We start from the raw sequence: 22,594 nt of genomic DNA on the forward strand, positions 1-22,594 counted from the left end.
CTGATTTGGCGGCACGCTCGGGCATTTCTGGGATCAGCGGGAGTTGAGAGCCTGGCTCTCGGCGACGCGCAAATTCGTCGACGTTGTCGTCGTCAGGCCTGGGAAGACGCCGCTCTGTCCGGCACCGGACCACCGCACGTTCCACTGGACCGTCGCCGTGGCGGTGTAGACCTCGCCGGGCATCCCGTTGGAGGCGCGCCGGTAGGTGTGACCGCAGTCGGGTGAGGCGGCTTTCGGGTCATGGCCCGTGGTGAACGGCGAGCCTGGACCGGAGCACGTCACGGTGGTGCCGTCGCCCGTGGACCACGACGCGGTGACGGGCTCAGCGACAGCGGTGACGGTGATCCCGGGGACCGAGGCACTCGCAGAGGTCGTTCGCCAGCCTTCGCGCAGCCACAACCACGTCGGCAGGTGCACCAACTGCTCACCGGCCGGGTTCACTGCGATCGTGGGCGTGGGCAACCGGAGTCGGCTCTTGGCCATCATCGCGACCTGCTCCGGGGTGATCGACGGCTCGGCCTGCTGCCCGGCAGGTATCCAGACCGGCGGTCGGTTCGCGGTGGCCTTGCCGTCGGCCGAACACAACAGGCGAAACCATCCACCCGGCCCTTCGGGCTGGGGAACAGCAGGGTCGCCCTGATCGACCGGGACGTACCTGCACTCGAACGAATCCGAGGTCTCGTCTTGGGTGGTCGTGCCGGAGACGTTTGGACGTCCTTGAGCCTGGGACACCTCCGCGATGAGTTCGCAGCCCGGACCAGGTGTCGTCGAGCAGTCGACCGAGCCCCAGCCAGGGTCACCTCGGGCCGACGAGACCGTGGCCACAAGTCCGGCCAAGGTGATCGCCGCGGCGAAAGCCACACGCGTCAGCATGAGCCGACTCCCTGGACCGCGAACCGGGTCACCCGCCAGCTACCGTCGGGTTGGGCTTTGACCTCGGCGAGGATGGAGCGTCGACCGCCGCCTTGACCATCGGCGGGTTCGTTCGTTCCCCTGCGGTACTTCAACCACGCGCTGTCGTCACCACAGTCCCTGATCTTCACGACCGTCACCACACCATCGGCACGGTCCACATTGGTCACCTGAGGATCGCTCTTCGGAGAACCCTTGGTGATCAGCCCTTTCCGATCGTCCTCGGCGAGGCTGTTCTTGATGACGATGAGCGCGTCGCCGGTGGCGTGCTTGGCGAGCCCAGGCGCGTCCGAGTTCGACGTTTCGCCGGCTGCTGCCATCTCACGCCACATTGCCAGATAGGTGTCGATCGCCCTGCGTTCAGGCGGATCGGGCAACGGGGCGAAGCTCGTGCCAGTCGAGGTCGAGGTGTTCTGGGGTGGGGGTGAGCTGTTGCTTCCCGTGCTGCAGGACGTCACGGCGACAACGCCGAGGATCGTGGCGATTCGTGCGGTGATGATCATCGAGGCCTCCAGGTGGTCGGTGGGGGCGAGGTGGGCGCCGGGGGAGCAACGACGCCCACCTCGATCGAAGCGCCCGGCTTCGCGGTGATGTCCGGGCGGAGGTATTGGTTGAAGGACAGGAGGACGATCAGCACGAAGGTCGCGGTGGCGCGGTGCAGCGCACGTTGCGCCTCGTAGACGATCACGGGGTTCTCGTCCCTGAACGGCAGGCACATCACGCGCCGCCGTTCAGATCAGCAAGATCGCGCCTACTGCGCCGGCGATCAGAAATGGCCCGAGCGCCAGCGGGTCGCCGCGGCGGGTAGCGCGGCAGGCACGTAGAACGCGCATGCTGACGGCCGCGACTACGAACGCGGTCATGAGTCCTATGAACAGCTGCCGCCAGCCGAACCAGCCCAGGACGAACGCGATCGGGGCCAGGAGCACGACGTCGCCGAAGCCAAGGCCCTGGCGTGAGCCGACGTAGATCGCCAGGCCGGCGGTGGTCACCACGGCCGCTGCCAGACCTGCACGAAGCAGCGAGTCGAAGTCGAACCGCAGCAGCGCCAGGAGTGCCAGCTGGACAGCACTGCCGGCGAGCAGCGCGCCGCTGATCTGATGCGGTAGACGATGCGCGACTGTGTCGATCATGGCGAGAAGAAGTCCGACGATCACGAACCACGAGAGTGTGCTGGCCTCGTCCCTCGCCTGGGTGGCGATCCAGCACAACGCGGCGCAGAGGAAGCCACTCGCGGCCGCCAAGGGCATCCAGCCGCACCTCGCCATGGCGCTCCACGAGAGCTGCTCGTCGTGCGTCACGGAGCGGGCGAAGGTCATTACCAACGGCCCGGCGAGAAGGCCGAGAAGTCCGTACGTCGTCCAGTGCGGCACAGCAGCTCCCTCCGCGTGGAGGTCCTCCAAGTTGATTCGATCTGATCAACGAAAGTTGTCGTTCGACTGGGTGGTCTCCCACGCCTGACTGCCCGGAAGCCGAGGCGAAGTGCGGCTGGATCGTCATACGCTCACCTCCTGGACCTGGGGGTTGCACTGTTCGTAGTCGGGGGACTGCATTCAGTGTTGGCAGGATGGAAGGCAGTTGGCCAGGGGAGGGGCGTCTCCAGATGAACAGCAGACGGCAGCAGACGGGTGTCGAAACGAGCGAGATGACCTTCGGGCAGCTGCTCCATGTGCTCCGGGAGGACCGCAAGCTCTCGCTGAAGGACTTGGCGGCTGGAGCGAACGTCAGCAAGGGCTACCTCAGCAACCTCGAACACGACATCCGCAGTCCTTCCACGGAGATCGCGGAGGCAATCGACCGTGCTCTCGAGGCTGGGGGTGAGCTGGTAGAACTCGCGGTACCGAGGCCGCGCGCCAGAGCTACTCGCGAACGCATCCGCCCAGCTCAGCTGCCAGCTGCGTTGCGCTCCTTCGTTCCGCGCCAGGAGGCGCTCAGGCAGGCGTCAGCCGCGTTGGACGCACACGAGGGCCTGATCGCATTCGACGGCCCGCCGGGCGTGGGCAAGACCGCGTTCACGGTGCACTGGGCTCACACGATCGCTCCGCACTTCCCGGACGGAGTGCTGTTCACAGACCTGCGCGGCTTTGCCGCTGACTCGCCGGAAGATCCTGCCGTGGTGCTCGGCCGGTTCCTGCGGGCGTTGGGCGCCTCGCCCCAGGACATCCCGAGTGACCTGGACGGCCGCGTCGCGCTGTACCGGACGTTGCTGGAGGCGACCCGCACGCTCGTGGTGCTGGACAACGCGGTCGACGCCGATCAGATTCGGCCGCTGTTGCCCAGTTCGCCGCGGTCGTTGGCGCTGGTGACCAGCCGAAACAGGCTTTCAGGGGCGGTCGTCCACGACGGTGCCGTGCGCATCACTCTGCGTCCGATGAGTTCGGACGAGGCGCTTGACCTGATGAGATCGGTCCTGGGCGCGAGGGTGGACGGTGACCTCGCCGCCGCACGGGTCATCGCTGACCGAGCTGGTCGTCTGCCGCTCGCGCTGCGCATCGCCGGCGAGCGCGCGAACCTGCTGCCGACCGTCCCACTTCGCACTCTGGCCGACGAGTTGACCCGGCGCCAGCCGCTCGACGTGCTGACCGCGGACGAGACGTTGGCTGTGAGGACGGTGTTGTCGTGGTCGCACGACGCGCTTCCGGACTCCATAGCAGCCACGTTCAGGCAGCTTGGCCTCCATCCCGGTGGCCCGATCAGGATCGAGGCCGCAGCCGCGCTCATCGGGCTGTCACCCCTGCAAGCGCAGGGGCATCTGTCCGCCCTCGCCACCGTGCACCTCGTGGAGCAGACCGCGCAGGACAAGTTCGTCATGCACGATCTCGTGCAGGCGTACGCCCTCGAGCGAGTCCGCGAGCTTGGTGGCGAAGAGGCCAACCGCGCGGCTGTGTCGCGTTTGGTCGACCTCTACCTGAACACCGGAGCGGCGGCGATCCGGATGCTGTGGCCGTCGCGGCCGCGGAGGCCGCTCGACGTGCCGCGGGCCGACATGACGACGCTGACGTTCCACCAGCCCGCCGACGCGGTCCGATGGTTCGAGGACGAGCTCCAGCTCCTCGTCCGCCTGGTCCGGTGCGGCACTCGCTGGAACGTCACCTCGGCTGCCTATCTGCCTGTGGTGGTGAACGAGATGTTGTTCCACCGTCGCGCCTGGTCGTGGTGGGTTCCTGCTTTGCGGGACGCGCTGGAGATGGCCCGGCAGGGTGGCCACCGCGACGCCGAGGCGTGGGCACTGGAGACGCTTGGCGACGCAGGCATCGACGAGCTTAAGGCGGGGTCGTCGGCCGGTTTGTACCGCCAAGCGATGCAGATCAGGACCGAGCTGGGCGATCTCAACGGTCTTGCCGCGTGCCACGTGGGTCTCGGCCGAGCTTGCTACCAGCTCAACGATCTCGACGCCGCGATCGCGCACCTTGAGACTGCACGCCGGCTGAGCACGGAGGCCCATGACCAGTGGGAGTACGCGGTGGCCTCTGCGCATCTGGCATCCGTGCTGGCAGCTTCAGGTGATGCCGGTGGGGCGCGATCTCTGCTCACGGACGTACAGACGATCTTCGACGAGGCCGAGGACCTGATGTCCTCGGGGTGCACCTCGACCTTGCTGGCAGGTCTGGCCGAGTCGAATGGCGAGTACGAAGTCGCTCTTCGCCACCTGCAGAAAGCGCTGTGCACCTTCAGCAAGGTCGCCGACGTCTGGAGTCAGGCCCACATCCACAGGCGCGTCGGCGACCTGCACGCCGACCGCGGCAACCTCCACGGCGCCCACAAGTCGTGGTCCGCCGCCGCCGACCTGCTCAGCGGCAACATCGAACCGACCGCAGCGGGGCTGCGGAGACAGTTGATCGAGAGCCTCAAGGAGGACGTCTAGTGCACCAGGCGCTCAGCACCATGCCCGCGCTCACCGGAAGTCTGGACACCGATGAGAACGCGCTCGCGTGGGCCGCGCACGACTACGGCGACACCGTTCACGACCATCCGGCAGCCGTTCTGCGGCCCGCCAACGCGGCCGACATCAGCGCGGTGATCAAGCATGCCGGTGAGCACGACCTCGTCGTCGTTCCCCGCGGCCAAGGCCACTCCACGAGCGGCCAGGCCCAAGCGCCTGGCGGAGTCGTCATCGACATGACGGCCCTCTCCGCGATCCACGAGGTCGGACCTGACCAGGTCGTGGTCGACGCAGGCGCGAAGTGGAGCGACGTGCTGCGCGCGACCCTGCCGCACGGGCTCACGCCGCCAGTGCTCACCGACTACCTCGAACTGACCGTCGGAGGAACCCTGTCTGTCGGCGGCTTGGGCGGGGCCAGCCACCACCACGGCGCTCAAACGGACAACGTGCTCTCGCTCGACGTCGTCACCCCTGCCGGCGACGTCGTGACGTGCTCACCGAGTTCGAACCGCGGCCTGTTCGACGCGGTACGCGCAGGCCGCGGGCGCAACGGCGTCATCACCCGCGCGACCCTGCGCCTCGTTCAAGCTCCGGAAACCGTTGCCTGGCAGAAACTCCACTACGACACGATCGGCCAGCTCGTCGCTGATCAACGCCAGTTGGTGACCACTGGAACCTTCGACTATGTAGAGGGGCAGCTCAAGCTCCGAGAAGGCCAGCACGTAGCCGAACTTGAGGCTGTCACATTCATCGGTACCGGCACGGGGAAAGGCGATCTTGGAGGCTTGTCCTTCCGGGAAGCCGAAACCCAGGCCGTGACCTACTGGGACTTCATCGATCGGCTCGCGCCCGGAGAACCTGTCCTGCGCGAAGCTGGGCTCTGGGAGTCACCGCACCCGTGGTGCAACCTGCTCGTTCCAAGCGCTTCGGTGGAGGACCTGCTTCACCATGCCGATCGCGAGCTCGGCGCGGATCTCTACAGTGACTTCGGCCTCGTTCTCGCCTACCCGTTGCGCACGGACAGGATCACCACACCTCTGCTGCGTCTGCCGGACGACGACCTGGTGTTCCTGGTCGCGGCTCTGAGGTATGCACCATCCGCGTCGCCGGAGGTCGTCACCGCGATGCACGAGGCCAACGATCGATTGGTCAGCAAGACTCTCGCCGCTCGCGGAACCCTTTACCTCGACCCGCTGTAAGGCGGCGTCTTCCGTCTGCTCTGCAGGGGCAGACGGAAGACGCCTTCCGAATCTGTTGTGGACACCCGAAAACTGAAGTGCACCAACGACTTCAGGAGAAGGGTAGAAACAACGATGAACGGACGACTCGCTCGCGCTGCCTCAACGGTGGGCGTGCTGCTCGCAACCACGGCGATGGGCTTGATCGACGCACCTTCCGGCTCAGCGGCGCGGATCATGCCGCCGCGCTGCGGCTTTTACGAGGTGTCGCCTCCGGTGGGAGAGCTCACTGGTCGGTACGTGCACTGCGCGGACAGCTTCATCCTCATCAAGTTCCACTGGTCCACGGGCAGCACCGGGACGACGTGCGTGCCGCCGTGGTGGCAGATTCCGTTCTACAGGGACGGACAACACAAGGTCGTCAACGCCTACTACGTCACCACGCCGCCGAACCTCACCGGGCCGCCCCACGACCGCAGGTGTTCGACAGGACAACCACGCGCGTGATCGAGAAGCTCCAGATCACCTAGGCGTCGCGGCCTTCGAGCGCTGCGCCTTCGTCCGCGCGAGTTCCCGAACGCGACGTACCGCGAACTGGTGAGTGAGCACCGCGCGGAACGTCGGTTCGGCGACTCGCAACGCCAACACCTGTTTGTCGGGCCTCGAGTGACAGGCGGCCCGGACGATCAGCTCGTCAGCGTCGACCTTGTAGATGTGAGCCAGCTCGGCGAGCGTGATCAGGGTTGGCAGAGCGTGCCCATTCTCGAACGCTGACAGCTCGGTGTTCGAGAGGGCCGACGCTTTCTCGGCGACCTCGGCCTGACTCGATTCGGAGGCAATACGTGCGTCTCGCAGTGCTTTGCCTAGTGCGACGGCGTACGGCTGCTGGGTGGAGAAGTCGCCCAAGGCGCGGTCGATGTCGAGTCCGCGTTCCGCCACCAGTTCCCGGAGGTCGGCGTCGTCTGCTTGCTGGAGGAGTGCACGTGCTCGGTCGACGCGTTCAGTGGACAGCCAGAAGTGATCCTCGGCAGGCACGACGTCCAGATCGGTGCGCCGACCGAGCACGCGTGCCTTTGTGAACCGGCGCAGTTGGTTGAGCAGGTCGACGTCAGCGAGGCACGCCAACTCCGCGAGACGAGCGACGTTGTGTTCGACGGTCACACGTTCGAGGAAAGCCACCAGGACGATGCCGCCTTTGCGGGTCCAGGAGAGGCGTTTGTCCTTGGAGACCCGTTCGGTGATCTTCATCGGCGGGCAGTCCTGAGGTTTGCACCCTGAGCGGTCAACGTGTCGATGACGAGATCAAGCACGTCGATCGGGCTGCTGGTGTCTGACGCCGTGGAAGCTCCAGGACGACGCGAAGGCAAGGGCCTGGCGTCTTGGCCCCTTCGCGGCCACGGCAGGATGCCTTCGGATTCTCGCCACGCCAGATCGCACTCGTTGCACGTCGGCCAGTAGCGCGCTTCGTTGGGCCACCTGTCGGGACCGGCCGTCACCTCGATGCCGCAGAGGGTGTAGCCGACGTCGTTGACGCCTAGTTCCTGGGGTATCGCGTGGCGGCCATCGTCATGGGGCTGCCATTTGTAACTTCGAACCATGCCCGATCACTTCCCGTGAACGTCTGCGCGAGCAGCGCGCCTGATGTCAGCTGTGATCCACGGAAATCGACATAACTGTGGAGAACCAGGGCAGGTATCCAGCCACAACCCAGCAGGAATCAGTCATCTAGCGCTCCTGCCTGCGTTAACGCCGGGATAACCCGACCGGGTGAAAATGAAGTTCTCTTGGTGGAACGGTTGTTCGGCAGGTGTTCCGAGCTAGCCTGTGCAGGCACAATGCGCCGAATTCGCGTCAGGGGAGACCGATGGCGAAGCCGAGGAAAGGGCTGGCCGCCCGCCGCAGGGCCATGGGGTATTCACAGGAGAGCCTGGCCGAGCTCCTGCGAGTCACTCCCGGAACCGTCGGTCGCTGGGAGCAGGGCAAGTCCACCCCGGAGGCCTGGCTGCAGCCGCGGCTCGCGAAGGTACTGGCTGTGTCCGTTCAGGAACTGATCGACCTCCTGAATCCGCGCGCTGACGAGCGTCTCGAAGTGCGGTCGATCGGCAGTCGATCAGACCAGCCTCGACATGATCCTCGTGGAGCCGTCCAGATCAGACACAGCCTCGACAGCGTGCACGGCGTCGTACCGCTTGTGCGGCGGGCACTCGATGCTTTCGACCTTCCTGATGACGGGCCCACGCGTCCGCTCGTCGAGATCGCTGCAGACGTCGCCCGCGTTAATGAGCACCGTCTTGAGGCCAGGTACGGCGCACTTGCGGAAGTTCTGCCAGACCTTCTCGCAGAGCTGGCGCGGGCAGCTCAAGTCGCCAAGGAAGGCCAGCAGGAGCAACAGGTCGCGTTGCTTCGTGCTCTTGCACTTCGCGCTGCAGACGGGATCGCCTTCAAATTCGGATACCTCGATCTCTCAGGCCGCATCATCGACCTGATACGGCAGTCGGCGGCTCAGGCGAATGACCCGCTGCTCGTGGCAGCGGCCGAGTACGTCCGCACGGAGACGTTCTTCGCCAGCGGCGACCTCGGTGCTGCCGGTCGAGCGCTCGTCAAAGCTGCCAGTGAGTCGGCCTTGTCCAATCTCGACGATCAGCACGTTGCTGCTGCCTATGGATCCCTCCACATGCGAGCAGCAGTGGTGGCCGGTCGAATCGGGGACCCTCGCACGGCCAAGGATCATCTGCGTGAAGCCAACGAGGCGGCCAAGAGAGTCTCTGAAGGTGTCTACCGCGGCACTGCCTTTGGCCCGCAGTCGATTCGCATCCACGAACTTGCGGTGGCCACTGAGCTGCGCGACCCGATCGGCATCGAGCGGGCAGCAACATGGCATCCGTCGGCGGAATTGCCTGCGGAGCGCCGTTCGCACTACTACATCGAGCTGGGTAGCGCGCAACACGATTTGGGCCACCACGAGGAGGCCTATGTCTGCATCGAGATGGCGCGTGACGCGGCTCCTCAACACACGCGAGAACATCCGCAAGTCAAAGGAACTCTCGCTTCGCTTCTCCAGCATCGCCCCGGAAACAACAGGGTGGTCGAGCTCGCCGCTTGGGCTGGAGCACGGGCGATCTGACGTATCGGCAGCGATTCTAGCCCGCGAGCAGCGCAGGAAGCTCGTCCAGTGAGCTGATGACCCAATCGGCATCCCGCTTCACCAACGGGTCGTCAGCCCACAGGTATCCCCAAGGACCACGCCGGATCAGCGCCGTGCGCAGCCCCGCAGCCTTCGCAGCAACGACGTCGTTGTCCCGATGGTCTCCCACGTACACGATCTGCTCGGCATGAACTGCAGCAGCTTCGACGACGCGCTCGAAGAACGTCTCTGAGGGCTTGGCAACGCCCCATTCCCCAGACGTCGACACGAAGTCGGTCGGCAGGGCAAGGGCTCGGAGCAACTCGGCCGCGCGGGCAGTCTGGTTGCCGGCAACCCCAACCCGTAGTCCAAGGCCCTGCAGTGCCGCGAGGCTTGACCGGACATCGGGATAGAGGTCCTGCTCCTCAATCCGCTCACCTAGCCCGGCGTCCTCGCGCAACAGCCGCTCGTGCGCGACGTTGAAGCCTGGGCGAAAGTACTGGAAGGTCTCCGCATTGTCTCTTCCAGAGACGGTCACCGCGCCCAGAACGGTCGAGAACGTGTGCCGCGGTACGCCGATCCAATCGGCCCACGCGCCCCACTCGCGCGAATCGTCCAACAGCGTTTCGCCGACATCGAAGACGACAGCAGTGACCATGCACCCACTCTTACGCCATCGAGGTGCGCAGGGCGAGCGCTCCGCTCAGTTGAGTTGACGTCCGGCGGCCCACGCCGAAGCGCTCGTGTGAACCGCGTGGTGGTGGCGCGAACACCCGATCGGGTCATCCCTGCATGACCACGGCATTTCTGCAGGCGAGAGCTAGTAGTTGCGGGATTGGTGCTGGGTCGCTGCGCGATTGGTGAGCTGGTCTGACCTGTGCTGGAGCAGTTGGCTGGTTGTGCCTGGCGCAACAGATCCCAGCTACTGCAAGGAATTCCCATGCCGCAGAGATGTTCCACGGCTCGTGGCCGCGAGTTCGGTGAAGGCGTGCGGTCGGCCATCAAGGCCTCTGGCATGCCCGCGCGCCGGGTCGCTGAGCTCGTGGGCTGGCAGGAGGCGAAGCTGTCGGACTTCCTGAATGGCAAGATCGGCTGCACCGAGACAGAACTTGCCCTTCTGCTGGGGGTCTGTCGTACGCCGGTTGATGAACGTGACCACCTGGTGGCACTGCGGCCTGCGACCCACGTCAAGGGTTGGTGGCAGAAGCACAGCTTGAGTGCGTCTGAACGGCATCGCACGCTCGTCCAGAACCTCAAGTCGGCGAAGAACCTGACTACGTGGCACCCGCACGGGCTCCCGGTGTACCTGCAGTCGGTGGACTACATGCGGGCGGCCATCGCTGCGTCTCCGAACCTGCCTGACGAGGAAGTGGATCGATGCCTCAAGGTGGGACAGGAGTTGCAGGATCTGCTCGTCGGCCGCGGCTTGCAGTGCACCTTCTACGTCCACGAGCAGACGCTGCATCTGCCGGTCGGCGGTCATGACGTCCACGTCAGCCAGGTACATCACCTGCTGCTGATGGGTGTTCGTACGAACATCACGATCAAGATCGTGCCGACGGCGGTCGGTGCTCACGCGGGCATGAACGAGGCCTTCACCCGGCTGACCTTCCGAGCGCACGAGCCGCTGATCTTCCTGGAGCACGAATATTCGATGCTCATCGAAGAAGACAGCGGAGCTGTTGAGGCCTACCAACAGGTCATTCGTGCACTCGACCGAGCAAGCCTGGACGCGGAGCAGTCGAAAGCGATGCTGTGCCGCCTTGGAGAGAGTCTCTCCGCCGCCGACTCCACGGGACGTGATGGGTTGCCGACGGCGGTGTTTGTCGACGCGTCCCTTTAGGAAGCGCGAGTTGTAGAACGGGGACTGTCTGTCCATCACGTGATGCACAGACAGTCCCCGTCTTTGTCCGCTGCCAATTACGCGGCGAGTGGGTGGTGCTCTCCGGTGAGCGCGGCCAGTGCTGTGGCGACTTCCTCAAGGGTCGCGCGGACGTAGGTCGTGGTGCTGCCCGCGTCGCTGTTGGTGTCGTTGTGTCCGGCGAAGGCGCGGGCGACGGCGTAGCCGAAGTGGCGTTCGACCCACGTGAGCGTGGTGTATCGGATCCAGTGCGTGCTGACCCCCTGCTTCGCGGCCCATGGCAGGCCTTCGCCGACGCGGACCCAGAGGCGGTCGTAGCGGTGGTAGGTGATCGGGCGGCCGTCCAGGTAGCGGAAGAGGCGTCCGTTCATCGGTGCGCCGCGTTGTTCGACGTGCTGGAGCAGGTGCCACATCAGCGTGGGGGAGACCGGTTGCCAGCGCGACGACTCGCCCTTTTCGCGGAGATAGACGAGGCAGTTCTCTTCGTCGAGGTCTTTGGGGCGTAGTGCGAGGGCGCCGCCGCGGCGTGCGGCGGTCTCGGTGTGGAACCGGATGATCAGTGAGTCGAGTTGTGGGTCGTTGCCTCCGCCGGCGACGACGTCGTTGAGTTGGTCCATCTGTTTGCCGGAGAGCGCCCGCCGGTTGCTGGGCTGGCGTCGGGGCTTGGGAACCTTGGCGGCCGGGTTGGAGCGTTCGTCGACGAGTTCGTCGTTGACGGCGTGGCGGTAGAGGCAGCGCAACGCGGCGATCAGGTGCTCGGCGGCGGAGTTGCCGTTGCGGGTGTTACGGCGCACGGTCAGGTTCGCCTTGACGTGCTGGACCAGCCGCTGGATGTCGGTGGGCGTGCGGTCGCTTAGCGAGATGTCCGCCCACTGGTCGAGCACGCGGTTCCAATACGGGCTGTAGGCGCGGCGAGTGCCGTCGCTCACGGCCGCCGCCACGACCGGGATGTACTCGCCGAAGGTGGGAGCCGGCGGCTTCACCGAGTTGAGCAGGTCCTCGGCGGTCACTCCCATCCGATCGAGCACCAGGCGCGCGGCGTCGAGCTCAGCCTGGGTCGGTGCACCGGTCACAGGTCCTCACCGCCTTGCAGGGCGGGCAGCACCAGCTGGTCTAGCGCGATGGGTGGGAACACCGTGACCGTCTGGCGGTCGAGGTGGGCGACGAGAAGGACTCGGTCGGCGGACCTCAGGCGTGCTGCTCGACGGGCGTCGGCTGGTAGCCGGACGTGTCCCTGTTTGGTGAGTTTGAAGACGCCGTGCGGGTCGGCGGCGACGGCCAACAGGCCGTCGTGTTCGCGGATGTTCAGCCGGGTTGCGGCGGTCCAGTTCAGTGCGGCGGTCATGTGGCGGTCTGCGACCCGGCCGCGGTCGTCGAGCGTGGCGACGCTGTACAGGATGTTGCTCAGCCGTTGCGGCGGTGATACCGGAACGGCGATAAGCGGGAGGGGCTGACCGGCAATGCGGGCAGATGCGCCCCTTGTGTTTCCCGGCGCTGTGTCAGGAACGATGGGGCGGATGAAGGAAATGGTCATCGAACGCCACCTGGAAGTAGCGCCGAAACGCAAAACAGGTGCTCAAGCGTACTTGAGCACCTGCCACGTAGACGTGGCACACGTGCCACTTTTTCGTGTCCGAGGACGAAGTCGCACACTATTCACCCACGTAGCCCTTCCCGGCCCGGAGTGAGTGACCTGGCCCCTCTTGATCTGCGAGAGCTGTCCCACGACGGTTACGTGGGACAGCTCTCGCACAGCGTACGAAGCCCTTCTGCCAGCTGATATCCAGATGCTGGACAACGGGACAGTGAGCAGCGATGCTGTCCCGGCTGTGGATCCTGAGTGCGGTCCGGGTCTCCGCGCGGCTTGCAGTGGGACGGGACAGGCTTGATCTACGGATGTGGGACGGCGACAACGAATCCCTGTCTTCGCATCGGCGTTCCGGATATCGCGCCGGTGCTTGCTGGGACGCCGCCCGCGTGCAGTCTGTCTCGCAATTAGAGCCCAAACGACTGCAGGTTAACCCTTGAGCCGAGTTTCTTCTTCCATCGTTTGAATGTGGCGCGATCGTCAACATATAAAGTCAAGTCCTGATTCTTCAGGGGAGAAAGGTCGACATCGCGCATGCAACTTCGTAGATATAGCGTCTTCAGATTCGGGCAATCGGCGAGAGGGGCTAGATCGTGAACCATCGGGCAAGCTAAGTCAATTGTATTGAGTTCCGGCAAGTGATTGAGCGGTCGAATATCGGCCAGCTTGCTGCTGTCGATATGGACTTGTTCCAAGTTGCTGATCCCTGTAATCCCGCTGAGCTCGTCGAGCCAATGGGCGTCCATAAGACGCAGGTTTTTTAATTCGGGTCTCGCGGAAGCGATTCCGCGGAGTCCCGTAGGAGGAGGAATCGAACCAAGGATGTCCAACTCGTCCAATCCAGGTAGGTCAGCCAGCATTTTCCAAAAGCCTGGTTTCGCAGGCGTTGCAATTCGTAAAGATTGAAGCGCCGGCAGGTTAAGGAGTACGGAGAAGCTCTGCACTCGATCGCAGTCGTAGAGCCAAAGTTCTTTGAGCCGAGACAAGGTCTCAAGATGCTCAAGGTTGTCAAACCCTTTGGGATGACTAATTACTAATGACTCTAGCATTCTTAGGTGACGCAGCGGCTCCAAGTCCGTGATCGGCGCCTTTGACCAAATGACTACGCGAGTTAAAGAGTCGGCATGTGTGACCAAGGCAGAAATGTCTTCGATTTCACCGTGAAACCAGACACTGGATATAGGGGGAAGGTTTTCTAGATCTCGATTGAGATCCTCAACTTCGTGCAATGAGAGATAGTCGACCCTGTTGAAAAGTGAAAGATTGCGAACCGCCTGAAGTTGCGAACGGTTCCTAATCCAGATTCTACTAAAGAACTCGGGCATCCGACTGAGTACGATCTCTGCGTACTCTTTAGGATTGAAATACCCGCATAAATCGAATAGTTCCTGACGGATGATCATACGTTGGTCGGCTGCATACGAACCTAATATTTGGATAGCCTGTGGACCGCCGACAAGTGCAACGCTTCTGGCTAGTGCTCGACTTGCCGTATCGCTATAGCTGTGCAGGTTACGCGGGGCGTTGTGAATCAGTGCAGGACCAGCAGATGCAAGCGACTGAGCCTCGTTGATTCGACGAGGAGGGATAGTTTTAGAAAGTCCGTATTCGATTCGATTCCGGAGATCTCCAGTTATGGACCCGATCGTCTCAAGGCAAGCGGCTGCGAGGAGTCGAAGCGATCGGGAATGTCTCGGTTCAGTATCAGCTCGGTCCAAAATTCCGTCGAGTAGATTCTGCCTTGTTGGGTGATTACCGTGTCCGGCTGCCATGATTATGGTTTCGCGCCAGGTGTCCAGGTGTGCATATCCTACGAGTAGCCCGACGTCGCCTTGCTCCGCAGTCTCGCGCGCAGTCAAATACTCTTGAAAAGTTCGATGAACGAAATCAATTCTATCTACCGCTGGCTGTCGAATTATGCCACTGCGTTGCAGAAGGTGATCTAGTATCAGCTCGGGATCGGAGTTGCTTAAAGGCATGGTCGCTAACCGTTCGGATAGCCGTTGAATAGCATCGTCTCGAGTAAGTTGAGTGCGACCATTTATTGACAGCCTCCACGCGAGATGCTGAAGTAGATCAATCTTGTCGCGTGCTCTCAAATCTATGTCTTTATAGCTGGGTACTTTTCGTTCAATGTCGCGTCGCTCAAGCAGCATGTCTAGAGCGGCTGCGTAAACACCCATGCGATCCAAGGGGAGGGCGCTGTGGCGATCGAGATTTAGTGCGCAAAGCATTGCGCACAAAAGGGGACTGGTCGCTATTCCTTGGAGGTGAGGACTAGAGTCTAACTGGGCCTTAATGGATCGCTCATATTCGTGTAAATCAGTCGAATTACATGGCGTGCTCTTGGCTTGCCTTATGGCATTATGCCAATGGCAAATTAGGTTCTGCACCTCGCTAGGGCGCATTCGGTCGATATTTGCCGAGGTGAACTCTTCCGATTTGAGCCATCGCGATGCTGCCGCGTGTGGGCGAGAGGTCACGACTATTCGATTGTTCGGATACACGAATAGGAGATTGCGAATCCAGTCGCGCACTGCTTTGCGGTCCGAAGCGGCCAGCTCGTCCACTCCGTCAATTAGGATTAACGATCTTCCAGTTGAGAGCTGGCGGTGTACCCATCCGGTTGGCATTAGCCCGATAATTGGGTCAGCCACCCCTTCGAGCATACGCTCGGGTGTGGGCAGCGGGTTTCCTGCATAATTTCGCAACTTAACCAAAAATGGGGTAAGCTGATTCCATTCCGACAGTTCAGCTTTAAAAGAGCTCCGTGCCGAATTTACGGCCAGCCACTGAAGGAGTGTTGTTTTCCCTGACCCTGCTTCGCCTCGGATAAGAATGCGGGGTGAGTGACCGAGCGCATGCTCGACCTTAATTCCTGCTTCATGTGCAGCAGCATGGTTAAGTTGTTCAAGTACCGTGTGTTGTGCCGGATCTAGATTTCTTTCTGGTGTCGATTCGGGCGACACGGTGAGACTAATGTAGGCCACGCTGAGCGCGGTATCTGGGCTATAAGTGCGAACGTCAATCCCGAAAAGTTCGATTACGTCCAGGCTGGCGCTTATGTGATTGAGATAACGCTGCATGAAGTCGACGTCATGATCGGTTCCGTCTGGTGCTTCGATTGTCCGCTGGGGAAGTCTCCGGAGAACATGTTCAATCTGAATGCTGAGGGACGATGTTCGGTCAAGTAACTCAACGAGGCTGCGTGGTCCGAATGACGATAGTTGAACCACAAGTTGTGCGTATACAGTGGAGCATTCAGTTACGAGCCTCTCGAAGAACGAATTTGCTGGGCCGCTAAGGCCAATCGCTGTGTGATTTGCTTCGATGCTTGACCGGATATGGCGCGCTAGTTGCACAGGATTAGCATTCGTGGCCATTAGAACTGTATCTGTTAAATTTGCCGATTCGAAGGCATCGGCAACCGCTGAGAGAGTAGCGGCGCGATCGCCTTCGTCGAAATTGGCCCATTCGCCAATAGAAAAAGATTCGAGACGTTGGGCGACTGCGTCTCGAATTGCCTCGACTTCTCGGCGAAATTTGCGCTTCTTGTAGTCGTCGAGAAGTGATACGTTGATGAGGTCGCTCAACGGGCGTGACCGCTCATCGCGCCGTCGACGTTCTGACAGCATCGTACGGACCAGTGGATCCACCAACGCCTTGGCCAGCCGGAGAGCATCAACCATAGAAACCAAGATACCGGTGTATGGGCCTCTGCTGAAGCCCGAATCTGTGATGTCGGCATAGGCCGTCCAGGTGAACTTTGCTATTGGATAACCTAATTGCTTTCGATGCTTGGGGGTGCGATTGTTGCACCTGGCGCCGCTGGCACGGATTTTTGGGCGGTCAGCTCGAGCGTGCTTCTGCGGTCCGTGACTATGCGGACGCTCTCGGTCAGATCGCGAACAGTTCTGGTAGACAGCGCGACGTGGCGCTCGTGGTCGGATATCGGGTTTCGGCAGACTCATATGCGCCTGCTGCCTTGCAGACGGCGGACCAAGTCGGTCTCGTGGTCGGTCTCGTGGCTGCGTGATCGCGCAGCCCTTGTACTAGCACGGGCCCGCCGGGTGGTCGTCTGGAATGTTGGCTGGCTTAGATGCGCGTGGCAGCTTCGGCGATGAGTTCCAACGACTCGTCCTCGTCGAGTGCCAGTATCCGCAACGCGGAGAACCGCTCTGCGACCCGTTCGATCTCGGAGTGGGTCTCCACGTACTCGGAGCGCAGGAACGTTTCCGTGTACACCACGTCGTTGTGCTGTCGGTGCGAGAAGCTCAGCCAAGTGAAGGGACAGTTCATCGTGGGATAGGAGCCAGCCGAGTGCGGTACTACCCGAAGACTCACCTCTGGCAGCTCACTGACCTCCATGAGGTGAAGCATTTGTGCCTTCAGCACGCGCCTGCCGCCTACTACCTGTCGGAGCACGGCTTCCGGGAACACCGCCTCGACGGCGAGGGGGTCGTCGCCGCTTGATCGGGTTGCCCATGTCTCCCTGACGCGCGAGAGCTGCGCGGCTTTGGCCGGGTCGTCCCGCTGTGTGGTTGCTGTGGTGTAGTCGGCGAGTTGGAAGATGGTCGGCACCGTGTCCGTGGCGAACGTCCGCAACCGGGTTGCGTCAGCGATCAGGAGTGGGAAGTCCTCAGCCGGGTCGAAGATGGCCGCTTGAGGCTGCCGGAGCGCTCTCAAGTCCGCGGCGTGCCGCGCCTGCGACATCACGAACTGCCACTCAGGGGTGGGCGCCTTGTAGACGTAGCCCAACGCCATGATGTCGACGACCGCGGAGGGCTGTATCGCGTTCTCCATCATCGACAGCTTGGCGCTGCTGAAGCCGACGCGGTTACCTGCTTCGACGAGACTGAGGTCTCGTTCGTTTCGCCAGCTGGCCAGTTTTCTGCCGACAGCGCGTTCAAGCGCCGTAGCCCGGAAGTCCTTAGGCATGAGGAGATCGACGCCTCACGATCACTTTGCTCGCTCTCATCTTGGTGACGAAGCGCTGGTCGCCTACAGCGGCGGGAAGGGCTCGTCCTCGTCTTCGCGGATCACGTCCTCGGCTTCGTCGGACTCTTGGAGGCGTACGCATCGGCGGGAGATCCACTTCAGCGACTGGTGCTCGTCGAGGCTGATCTCGTCGAGTGCCTGGACGACTGCCTCGTACCCTTCGACCGCGTGTTCCTCTTCGACGAAGAGACTGGAGTTCTCAGTCATCGTCCAGATCAGAGGCTGGTACTTCGGGAACGTGAGCTGCGTGAACGGTCCAGCCACGCCGGCATGCGCACCGGCTGCCGCGGGCACGATCAAGATCCTGATCTTCTTCCAGGCCGCCATGCGCATGAGGTGCTGCAACTGGGCGATGTGCCCTTCGCGCCCACAGACCTGGAGTTCAATCGCGAACTCGTGGGCATAGAACGTGCAGTCGAGACCATTGCGGAGCAGCTCCTGCAACTCGTGCAACGCACGTAGCCGCTCGTCCAGCTCGATCGCCGGCACGATGGCTGAGCCGGCCAACACTCCACGCGCGTAGTCGGTCGTCCGGAGGAGATCCGGGATCGCATGAGGATGCCAGCTGACGATGGACTTGGCCGCGGCAAGGTTGGTGCGGGCTGTATGTGATCGGACCGGTGCGCATTTGCCGTGTGGCTGCCACCAGCCGTTCACCTCGGTAGCAGGGAAGAGGCTGAGTAGGTGCTCGCGCTCGGGCTCGGGGACTCGGCAGGCACCGAGCACCAACACGAGTTCCAGAGTGGTGACCCCTCCCTTGCCGTTCACCATGTCCGAAACCTTGGCCTCTTGCCAGCCCAGTAGGTCGGCGAGCTGCCGAGAGGTCATGCCCGCTTGCGCGATGGCCGCGCGCAGCCTCTCGCCGAACTCACGGCCGCGCGCGGTCGAGTACCTCTTGGGCATGTCCTGATTCCTTGCATTGGTGTGAAGAACTTGATGAGAAGCTCGGTGGCTGCGTGGTCTGCGGCTGGTTGGGCTGTTCGTCCTCGCCGTGGTTGGTGGGCGCTTCGTCGAGTGCCTTCTCGTTGAGCTGGTTGTCGCGTCGCCGTGACAGCAACTCGGAGCGCTGTTCGTTGGTGAGCGACAGCCACGCTTCGCCATACGTCTCGCCTGGGAGGTCGTTCATCCGAGCACTCCGCCTAACGGTGATGTCTTAGGTGCCGACGGTGCGCAGCCGCTCGCTGCCACCAGTCGAAGTGGTCTCCGATGACCCACGTCCACGTCACCCCTGCCACGAGACCGAGCGCGACCGTGACTGCGGCCATGGCGGTTCCCTTCCCTGTGGCACGTGCGTTGGGTGTCCGGTGACGTGTTTGAGGCGGACGCGGAGTCCTCACGTCACCGGACGGTCTGACGGCTGCGGAGCAGGCATGTCAGACTGAAATCAAGATTTCATCAGCGCTCGATCAGCGGTACGGCCTGTGGGTGACCTGGGGCGACCAGCTGCGACCTGGGGAGCTAGGAGGGACGATGCGGACGTTTCGCACCGTGCTTGAGCAGCGGATTTGGGAACGCCGGCTGACGCTGGAGGAGTTTGTCGAGGAAGCCGAGCTGTACGCGCGGGAGCACAGGGAGCCGGGCACGCTTGGGCTTCGGCACCTTCAGCGGCTCGTTGCTGGGCGTCGGTCTGCTGACGAGCCTCTGGGTCAGGTGAAAGCGAGTACCGCCCGGCTGCTGGAGAACATGCTCGGTTCGACGGTCGAGGTGTTGCTGTCTCCGCCGATGGAGGGCAGTCCTGGGGGAAGCTCGGTCGGCGTGTCGGCTCATCCGGGCCTGGCAGGGGCGTTCGAGTGGCTGGATGGTGCGGCTGGCTGGCTGCCAGGTTTGTCCGCGGCAAAGGTGAGTGCTGGGTTGAAGCTCGTTGACGTCGGGGTGCTCCAGGGACAGCGGGCAAGGCGGAATCGGATCAGCCGGCGGCAGACCGCAGACGTGGTGAGGCGGTACTACCGAGTCAACTACACGTTCGGGGTTCTAGGTCGGGGCATGGACGTGCAGACCAGCGTGTTCACGCGGTCCGAATGGAGCGGCCTTGGGATGCCGCTCGATGCTGGCAATGAACGGCTGGCCCTCGTACAGGGAGAAGGGTCGGCACCTGTCTTGAGCGCAGGTTGCGCGGAGGCGGCTGTCCAGCGGCTCGTGATGGCTGCTGCTCTTGGGGTGCGGTTCGCGAACCTGCCGCTGTACCGGTTGGTTGGGATCGACGTCAGTGCACACGGCATCGGTGGGGCTGTCGACGTGGGGAGCTTTGTCGAGTACGCGCTGACGATGGATCTACTCGAAGCGGAGTTGGCGGACGCGGTGGTGAGCGGCTCTAGGGCTCTGAACCCACTGCGGGACAGGTACCTGCCAGACATGGATGCTGTGCTTGATGTTGCCGGGCGCGTCTGTGCGGGTGGGGTTCTGTCGCTGGTGGCGATTGCGCGGCCTGCGGACCCGTTCCGGGGTGCTGCGGATTACGCGTTGATCGTGCAGACGAGGTCAGATCAGGTGGTGAACGCGGCGGGGAAGTTGGCGGTCATTCCGAAGGGCTTTCACCAGCCGCTTACCGATCCTCGGGCTGATGTTCGGATCGGTGCCACACTCCGGCGAGAGCTGGAGGAGGAGTTGTTCGGGCGCGGCGACGTGGACGTGACTTCGGGTGCTGCGCGGGTGGCATCGCCGATGCATCCTGGGCGCTGGTCTGCGCCGATGCGATGGCTGGAGGGCGAAGCCGGCCGGATGCGGATGGAGTGCACCGGGTTTGGGCTGAATCTCGTCAGCGGCAACTACGAGTTCGCGACGCTGGTTGTGATTGAGGATGAGGAGTTCTGGCCGCGGTTCGGTGGGCAGCTTGAGGCGAACTGGGAGGCGTCCGGGCTGACGTTGTACTCAAGCTTGGACGGCGAACTCATCACGGACCTGGTGCAGCAGGAGGCTTGGAGCAACGAAGGGTTGTTCGCGTTGCTCCAAGGGCTCCGGCGGCTGCGTGAGGTCGGTGGCTCGCGGGTGAGTCTGCCGAACTTCGAGTTGTCAGGTCTGTGAGGGCCAGCGGACGGTCATGACGACGGAGTCCGCGAGGGCTTCCCAGGAGTGGTCTACGCCCGGTCCCCACATGATGTAGTCGCCCTGGCGGGTCATGGTCTTGCTGCCGTCGGTGGTGTCTACGCGGAAGTTGCCTTCTACCAACAGAACCAGCGTGGTGCGCTGGTCGTCGGAGGTCCAATCCGGACGCTTGTCACCGGCGGGATGGGTTCCCCACTTCACTTCGACGTCCTTCTGAGAGCGGACGCCGATCGACGGGTCGATGAAGTGTCCGACCAGCCAGCCGCGGGTCTCCGTGCTGTCGTCCGCGGCGTTGCCGGCTTGCCAGTTGGCGGTCACCTGATCTCCCATTCGATCTCTGGCAGGTCTACGCGGGTGCCACCGATTTCGCGGAGGCGGCGTAGGCCCTGCAGAAGGGCGAAGAGCCCTTCGTTGCTCCAAGCTACATCGTTCACGAGTTCGTCCAGGAGCTCCGCGTCGCGGCTGGAGTACTGGTGCAGACGGGACGCTTCCCAGTTGGCTTGGACGTCTCCGCCGTAGTGCGTCCAGAACTCCTCGTCTTCGATGACGATGAGGCTGGCGAACTCGAAGTTGCCGCTCACGAGGTTGAGGCCGAAGCCTGTGCACTCCATGCGCAGACGGTCGGGTTCGGCCAGTAGCCAGCGCATTGGCTCGGAGAGTCGGCTTGGGTGCATGGGGTCTGCGTGGCGCTGTTCACCGACGGTGTTGTCCACGTCGTCTCGGCCGAACAGTTCCTCTTCCATCTCGCGACGGAGGGTCGCGCCTACCCGGGTGTCGGCGCGGAAGTCCGTTAGCGGCTGGTGGAAGCCCTTCGGGATTACGGCCAAGCGGCGGGCCGCGTTGATCACGTGGCCTGAGCGTTCCTGGACGAGCAGGAGATAGTCCGGTTCGCTGCGGAACGCGTCCGCAGGGCGGGCGATGGCTGTGAGCGCGAGGGCTCCGCCTGCGCACATTCGGTCGCCGACGTTCAACGCTGCCGTCAGGTTTGGCATGTATGTGTCGCGGAGGGGGAGTGCGCCGGGGCTCGTCGGCTTGTCGGTGGTTAGCGCGTCGACCAGCTCGCCTTCGAGCAGGTCCATCGTCACCACGTACCCCACGAAGTCCGTCACGCCCACGGTGCCCGCGAGCTGGTGCTTTCGCATATCCACGTCGAGCAGCCGGAACAGCGGCATGTTCACCATGCGGTGTCCCAGGGCCAGCGTTTCGGCCAGCCGTTGCGCGGCGCGGTCTGCGCTCGCCTCGTCCATCGTGATGTTGTCGGCTGGAGTTACGCCGGCGAGCTTCAGCTTGTCGTGCTTGGGGAACAGCGGGCAGTCGAGGTCCAGCCAGTCCGGGTGCGTCAGTACGGTCGTGGAGGCTGCCGAGTTCGTGCCGAACGTTGCTGAGTAGCGGCCATGGCCAGTGGTCGAGGCGCCGTAGTAGTTCGCGAGTGCGCTGGCGGTGTCGCGTTGGTTCACGCGGCCACGGAGGACTCCGCGGTCCTGGAGGGCGTGCAGGTCGAGGGCTGCCAGGCGTGCGGCTACTTCGCGACGGGCGGTGCCGGGGTCCCAGCCTGCGCGTGCGTCTAGCCAGTCGAGGGCGGCGACGATCGTCGCGTCTTCGCTGAGACGGAGTTCCGCGTCCTTGGATGCGCCGTCTGGGAGGTCCAGAGGTCCGCCGTTGATCAGCTCATGGAAACGGTCAGCTGCGTCAGCGGGTGCGTTCGCCAGTGCGGTGTCGAGTTCACGCTGGACGCCTGAGCGTGGCTTGGTGTCTGGCTTCTGGTGCCAGGAGGCCACGGTGCGGACGCCGATGCCTAGGTGTTCGGCGAAGGCCTCGTGAGTCATACGTAGTGCTGCCTGTAGGCAGCGCGCTGATTGGCCGGTCCACTCGTCGTTCACGCTCATGCTCGCGCTACCCCCAGAGCGCAGAACCTGCATTGAACTTGCATTGGACATGCATGGGTTCGGGTGGCTATTCGCGCTGGAATTGGTGCATGGAAATCAGGGCACTCAACCAGCGGAAACGC

General features: G+C 63.2%; 21 protein-coding genes. 6 read left to right on the top strand and 15 right to left on the bottom strand.

The features are described 5' to 3' along the window. Positions 1–33: 33 nt before the first annotated feature. The 4 genes from SK854_RS40355 to SK854_RS40370 form a co-directional block, all read right to left on the bottom strand. The gene (locus SK854_RS40355) at positions 34–873 is read right to left on the bottom strand and encodes a hypothetical protein (protein WP_319980419.1); all 840 of its coding nucleotides are present in this window, start codon (positions 871–873) and stop codon (positions 34–36) included. After that, on the bottom strand, positions 867–1,289 hold the full coding sequence (locus tag SK854_RS40360) for a hypothetical protein (protein ID WP_319980420.1): 423 nt from the start codon (positions 1,287–1,289) through the stop codon (positions 867–869). Before SK854_RS40360 ends, SK854_RS40355 begins: the two co-directional genes overlap by 7 nt. 122 nt (positions 1,290–1,411) lie before the next feature. After that, on the bottom strand, positions 1,412–1,600 hold the full coding sequence (locus SK854_RS40365; protein ID WP_319980421.1) for a hypothetical protein: 189 nt from the start codon (positions 1,598–1,600) through the stop codon (positions 1,412–1,414). Between the two features lie 43 nt (positions 1,601–1,643). Continuing rightward, positions 1,644–2,285: an A24 family peptidase gene (locus SK854_RS40370; RefSeq protein WP_319980422.1), complete on the bottom strand. Its 642-nt coding sequence runs from the start codon at positions 2,283–2,285 to the stop codon at positions 1,644–1,646. Positions 2,286–2,515: 230 nt separating this feature from the next. Between SK854_RS40370 and SK854_RS40375 the strand changes: the two genes are divergently transcribed. From SK854_RS40375 to SK854_RS40385, 3 genes are all read left to right on the top strand, one after another. Next, on the top strand, positions 2,516–4,777 hold the full coding sequence (locus SK854_RS40375) for a helix-turn-helix domain-containing protein (RefSeq protein ID WP_319980423.1): 2,262 nt from the start codon (positions 2,516–2,518) through the stop codon (positions 4,775–4,777). Then, positions 4,777–5,994, top strand: a complete 1,218-nt coding sequence (locus tag SK854_RS40380; RefSeq protein WP_319980424.1) for an FAD-binding protein — start codon at positions 4,777–4,779, stop codon at positions 5,992–5,994. Before SK854_RS40375 ends, SK854_RS40380 begins: the two co-directional genes overlap by 1 nt. Before the next feature lie 114 nt (positions 5,995–6,108). Continuing rightward, positions 6,109–6,480 (top strand): DUF6355 family natural product biosynthesis protein, encoded by a 372-nt coding sequence (locus SK854_RS40385; RefSeq protein ID WP_319980425.1) that lies wholly within the window; start codon positions 6,109–6,111, stop codon positions 6,478–6,480. A 15-nt stretch (positions 6,481–6,495) separates the two neighbouring features. Here SK854_RS40385 and SK854_RS40390 read toward each other — a convergent pair whose 3' ends face one another. After that, positions 6,496–7,221 (bottom strand): helix-turn-helix domain-containing protein, encoded by a 726-nt coding sequence (locus SK854_RS40390; RefSeq protein ID WP_319980426.1) that lies wholly within the window; start codon positions 7,219–7,221, stop codon positions 6,496–6,498. Beyond that, a complete protein-coding gene (locus SK854_RS40395; protein ID WP_319980427.1) occupies positions 7,218–7,571 on the bottom strand; it encodes a zinc finger protein in 354 nt (117 codons plus the stop codon). The genes SK854_RS40390 and SK854_RS40395 overlap by 4 nt, the downstream gene beginning before the upstream one ends. Before the next feature lie 266 nt (positions 7,572–7,837). On the opposite strand from SK854_RS40395, the gene SK854_RS40400 reads away from it, so the two are divergent. Next, on the top strand, positions 7,838–9,097 hold the full coding sequence (locus SK854_RS40400) for a helix-turn-helix domain-containing protein (protein WP_319980428.1): 1,260 nt from the start codon (positions 7,838–7,840) through the stop codon (positions 9,095–9,097). Positions 9,098–9,113: 16 nt separating this feature from the next. On the opposite strand, the gene SK854_RS40405 is transcribed toward SK854_RS40400, so the two are convergent. Then, a complete protein-coding gene (locus SK854_RS40405) occupies positions 9,114–9,755 on the bottom strand; it encodes an HAD family hydrolase (protein ID WP_319980429.1) in 642 nt (213 codons plus the stop codon). A 219-nt stretch (positions 9,756–9,974) separates the two neighbouring features. Here SK854_RS40405 and SK854_RS40410 point away from each other — a divergent pair, with 219 nt between their 5' ends. Next, entirely contained in the window at positions 9,975–10,940 is a 966-nt protein-coding gene (locus SK854_RS40410) for a helix-turn-helix domain-containing protein (protein ID WP_319980430.1), read from the top strand. A gap of 77 nt (positions 10,941–11,017) precedes the next feature. Here SK854_RS40410 and SK854_RS40415 read toward each other — a convergent pair whose 3' ends face one another. From SK854_RS40415 to SK854_RS40440, 6 genes are all read right to left on the bottom strand, one after another. Beyond that, complete coding sequence (locus SK854_RS40415) at positions 11,018–12,031, bottom strand: tyrosine-type recombinase/integrase (RefSeq protein ID WP_319980431.1); 1,014 nt, start codon at positions 12,029–12,031, stop codon at positions 11,018–11,020. Then, complete coding sequence (locus SK854_RS40420; protein ID WP_319980432.1) at positions 12,028–12,492, bottom strand: hypothetical protein; 465 nt, start codon at positions 12,490–12,492, stop codon at positions 12,028–12,030. Before SK854_RS40420 ends, SK854_RS40415 begins: the two co-directional genes overlap by 4 nt. 461 nt (positions 12,493–12,953) lie before the next feature. Then, on the bottom strand, positions 12,954–16,235 hold the full coding sequence (locus tag SK854_RS40425) for an NACHT N-terminal Helical domain 1-containing protein (protein WP_319980433.1): 3,282 nt from the start codon (positions 16,233–16,235) through the stop codon (positions 12,954–12,956). 406 nt (positions 16,236–16,641) lie between these two features. Beyond that, complete coding sequence (locus SK854_RS40430) at positions 16,642–17,484, bottom strand: DUF5753 domain-containing protein (RefSeq protein ID WP_319980434.1); 843 nt, start codon at positions 17,482–17,484, stop codon at positions 16,642–16,644. A 63-nt stretch (positions 17,485–17,547) separates the two neighbouring features. Beyond that, positions 17,548–18,447 carry a helix-turn-helix domain-containing protein gene (locus tag SK854_RS40435; protein WP_319980435.1) on the bottom strand — a complete coding sequence of 300 codons (900 nt, stop codon included), beginning with the start codon at positions 18,445–18,447 and terminating at the stop codon, positions 17,548–17,550. Beyond that, a complete protein-coding gene (locus tag SK854_RS40440) occupies positions 18,413–18,670 on the bottom strand; it encodes a hypothetical protein (protein WP_319980436.1) in 258 nt (85 codons plus the stop codon). The genes SK854_RS40435 and SK854_RS40440 overlap by 35 nt, the downstream gene beginning before the upstream one ends. 344 nt (positions 18,671–19,014) lie before the next feature. On the opposite strand from SK854_RS40440, the gene SK854_RS40445 reads away from it, so the two are divergent. Next, positions 19,015–20,565 carry a transcriptional regulator gene (locus SK854_RS40445; protein WP_319980437.1) on the top strand — a complete coding sequence of 517 codons (1,551 nt, stop codon included), beginning with the start codon at positions 19,015–19,017 and terminating at the stop codon, positions 20,563–20,565. On the opposite strand, the gene SK854_RS40450 is transcribed toward SK854_RS40445, so the two are convergent. After that, the gene (locus SK854_RS40450; RefSeq protein ID WP_319980438.1) at positions 20,554–20,904 is read right to left on the bottom strand and encodes a signal peptidase I; all 351 of its coding nucleotides are present in this window, start codon (positions 20,902–20,904) and stop codon (positions 20,554–20,556) included. The two genes, SK854_RS40445 and SK854_RS40450, sit on opposite strands and share 12 nt — an antisense overlap. Continuing rightward, a complete protein-coding gene (locus SK854_RS40455; protein ID WP_319980439.1) occupies positions 20,901–22,472 on the bottom strand; it encodes a helix-turn-helix domain-containing protein in 1,572 nt (523 codons plus the stop codon). Before SK854_RS40455 ends, SK854_RS40450 begins: the two co-directional genes overlap by 4 nt. Positions 22,473–22,594: the final 122 nt, after the last annotated feature.

Source organism: Lentzea sokolovensis (assembly GCF_033949975.1).
Classification (GTDB): Bacteria; Actinomycetota; Actinomycetes; order Mycobacteriales; family Pseudonocardiaceae; genus Lentzea; species Lentzea sokolovensis.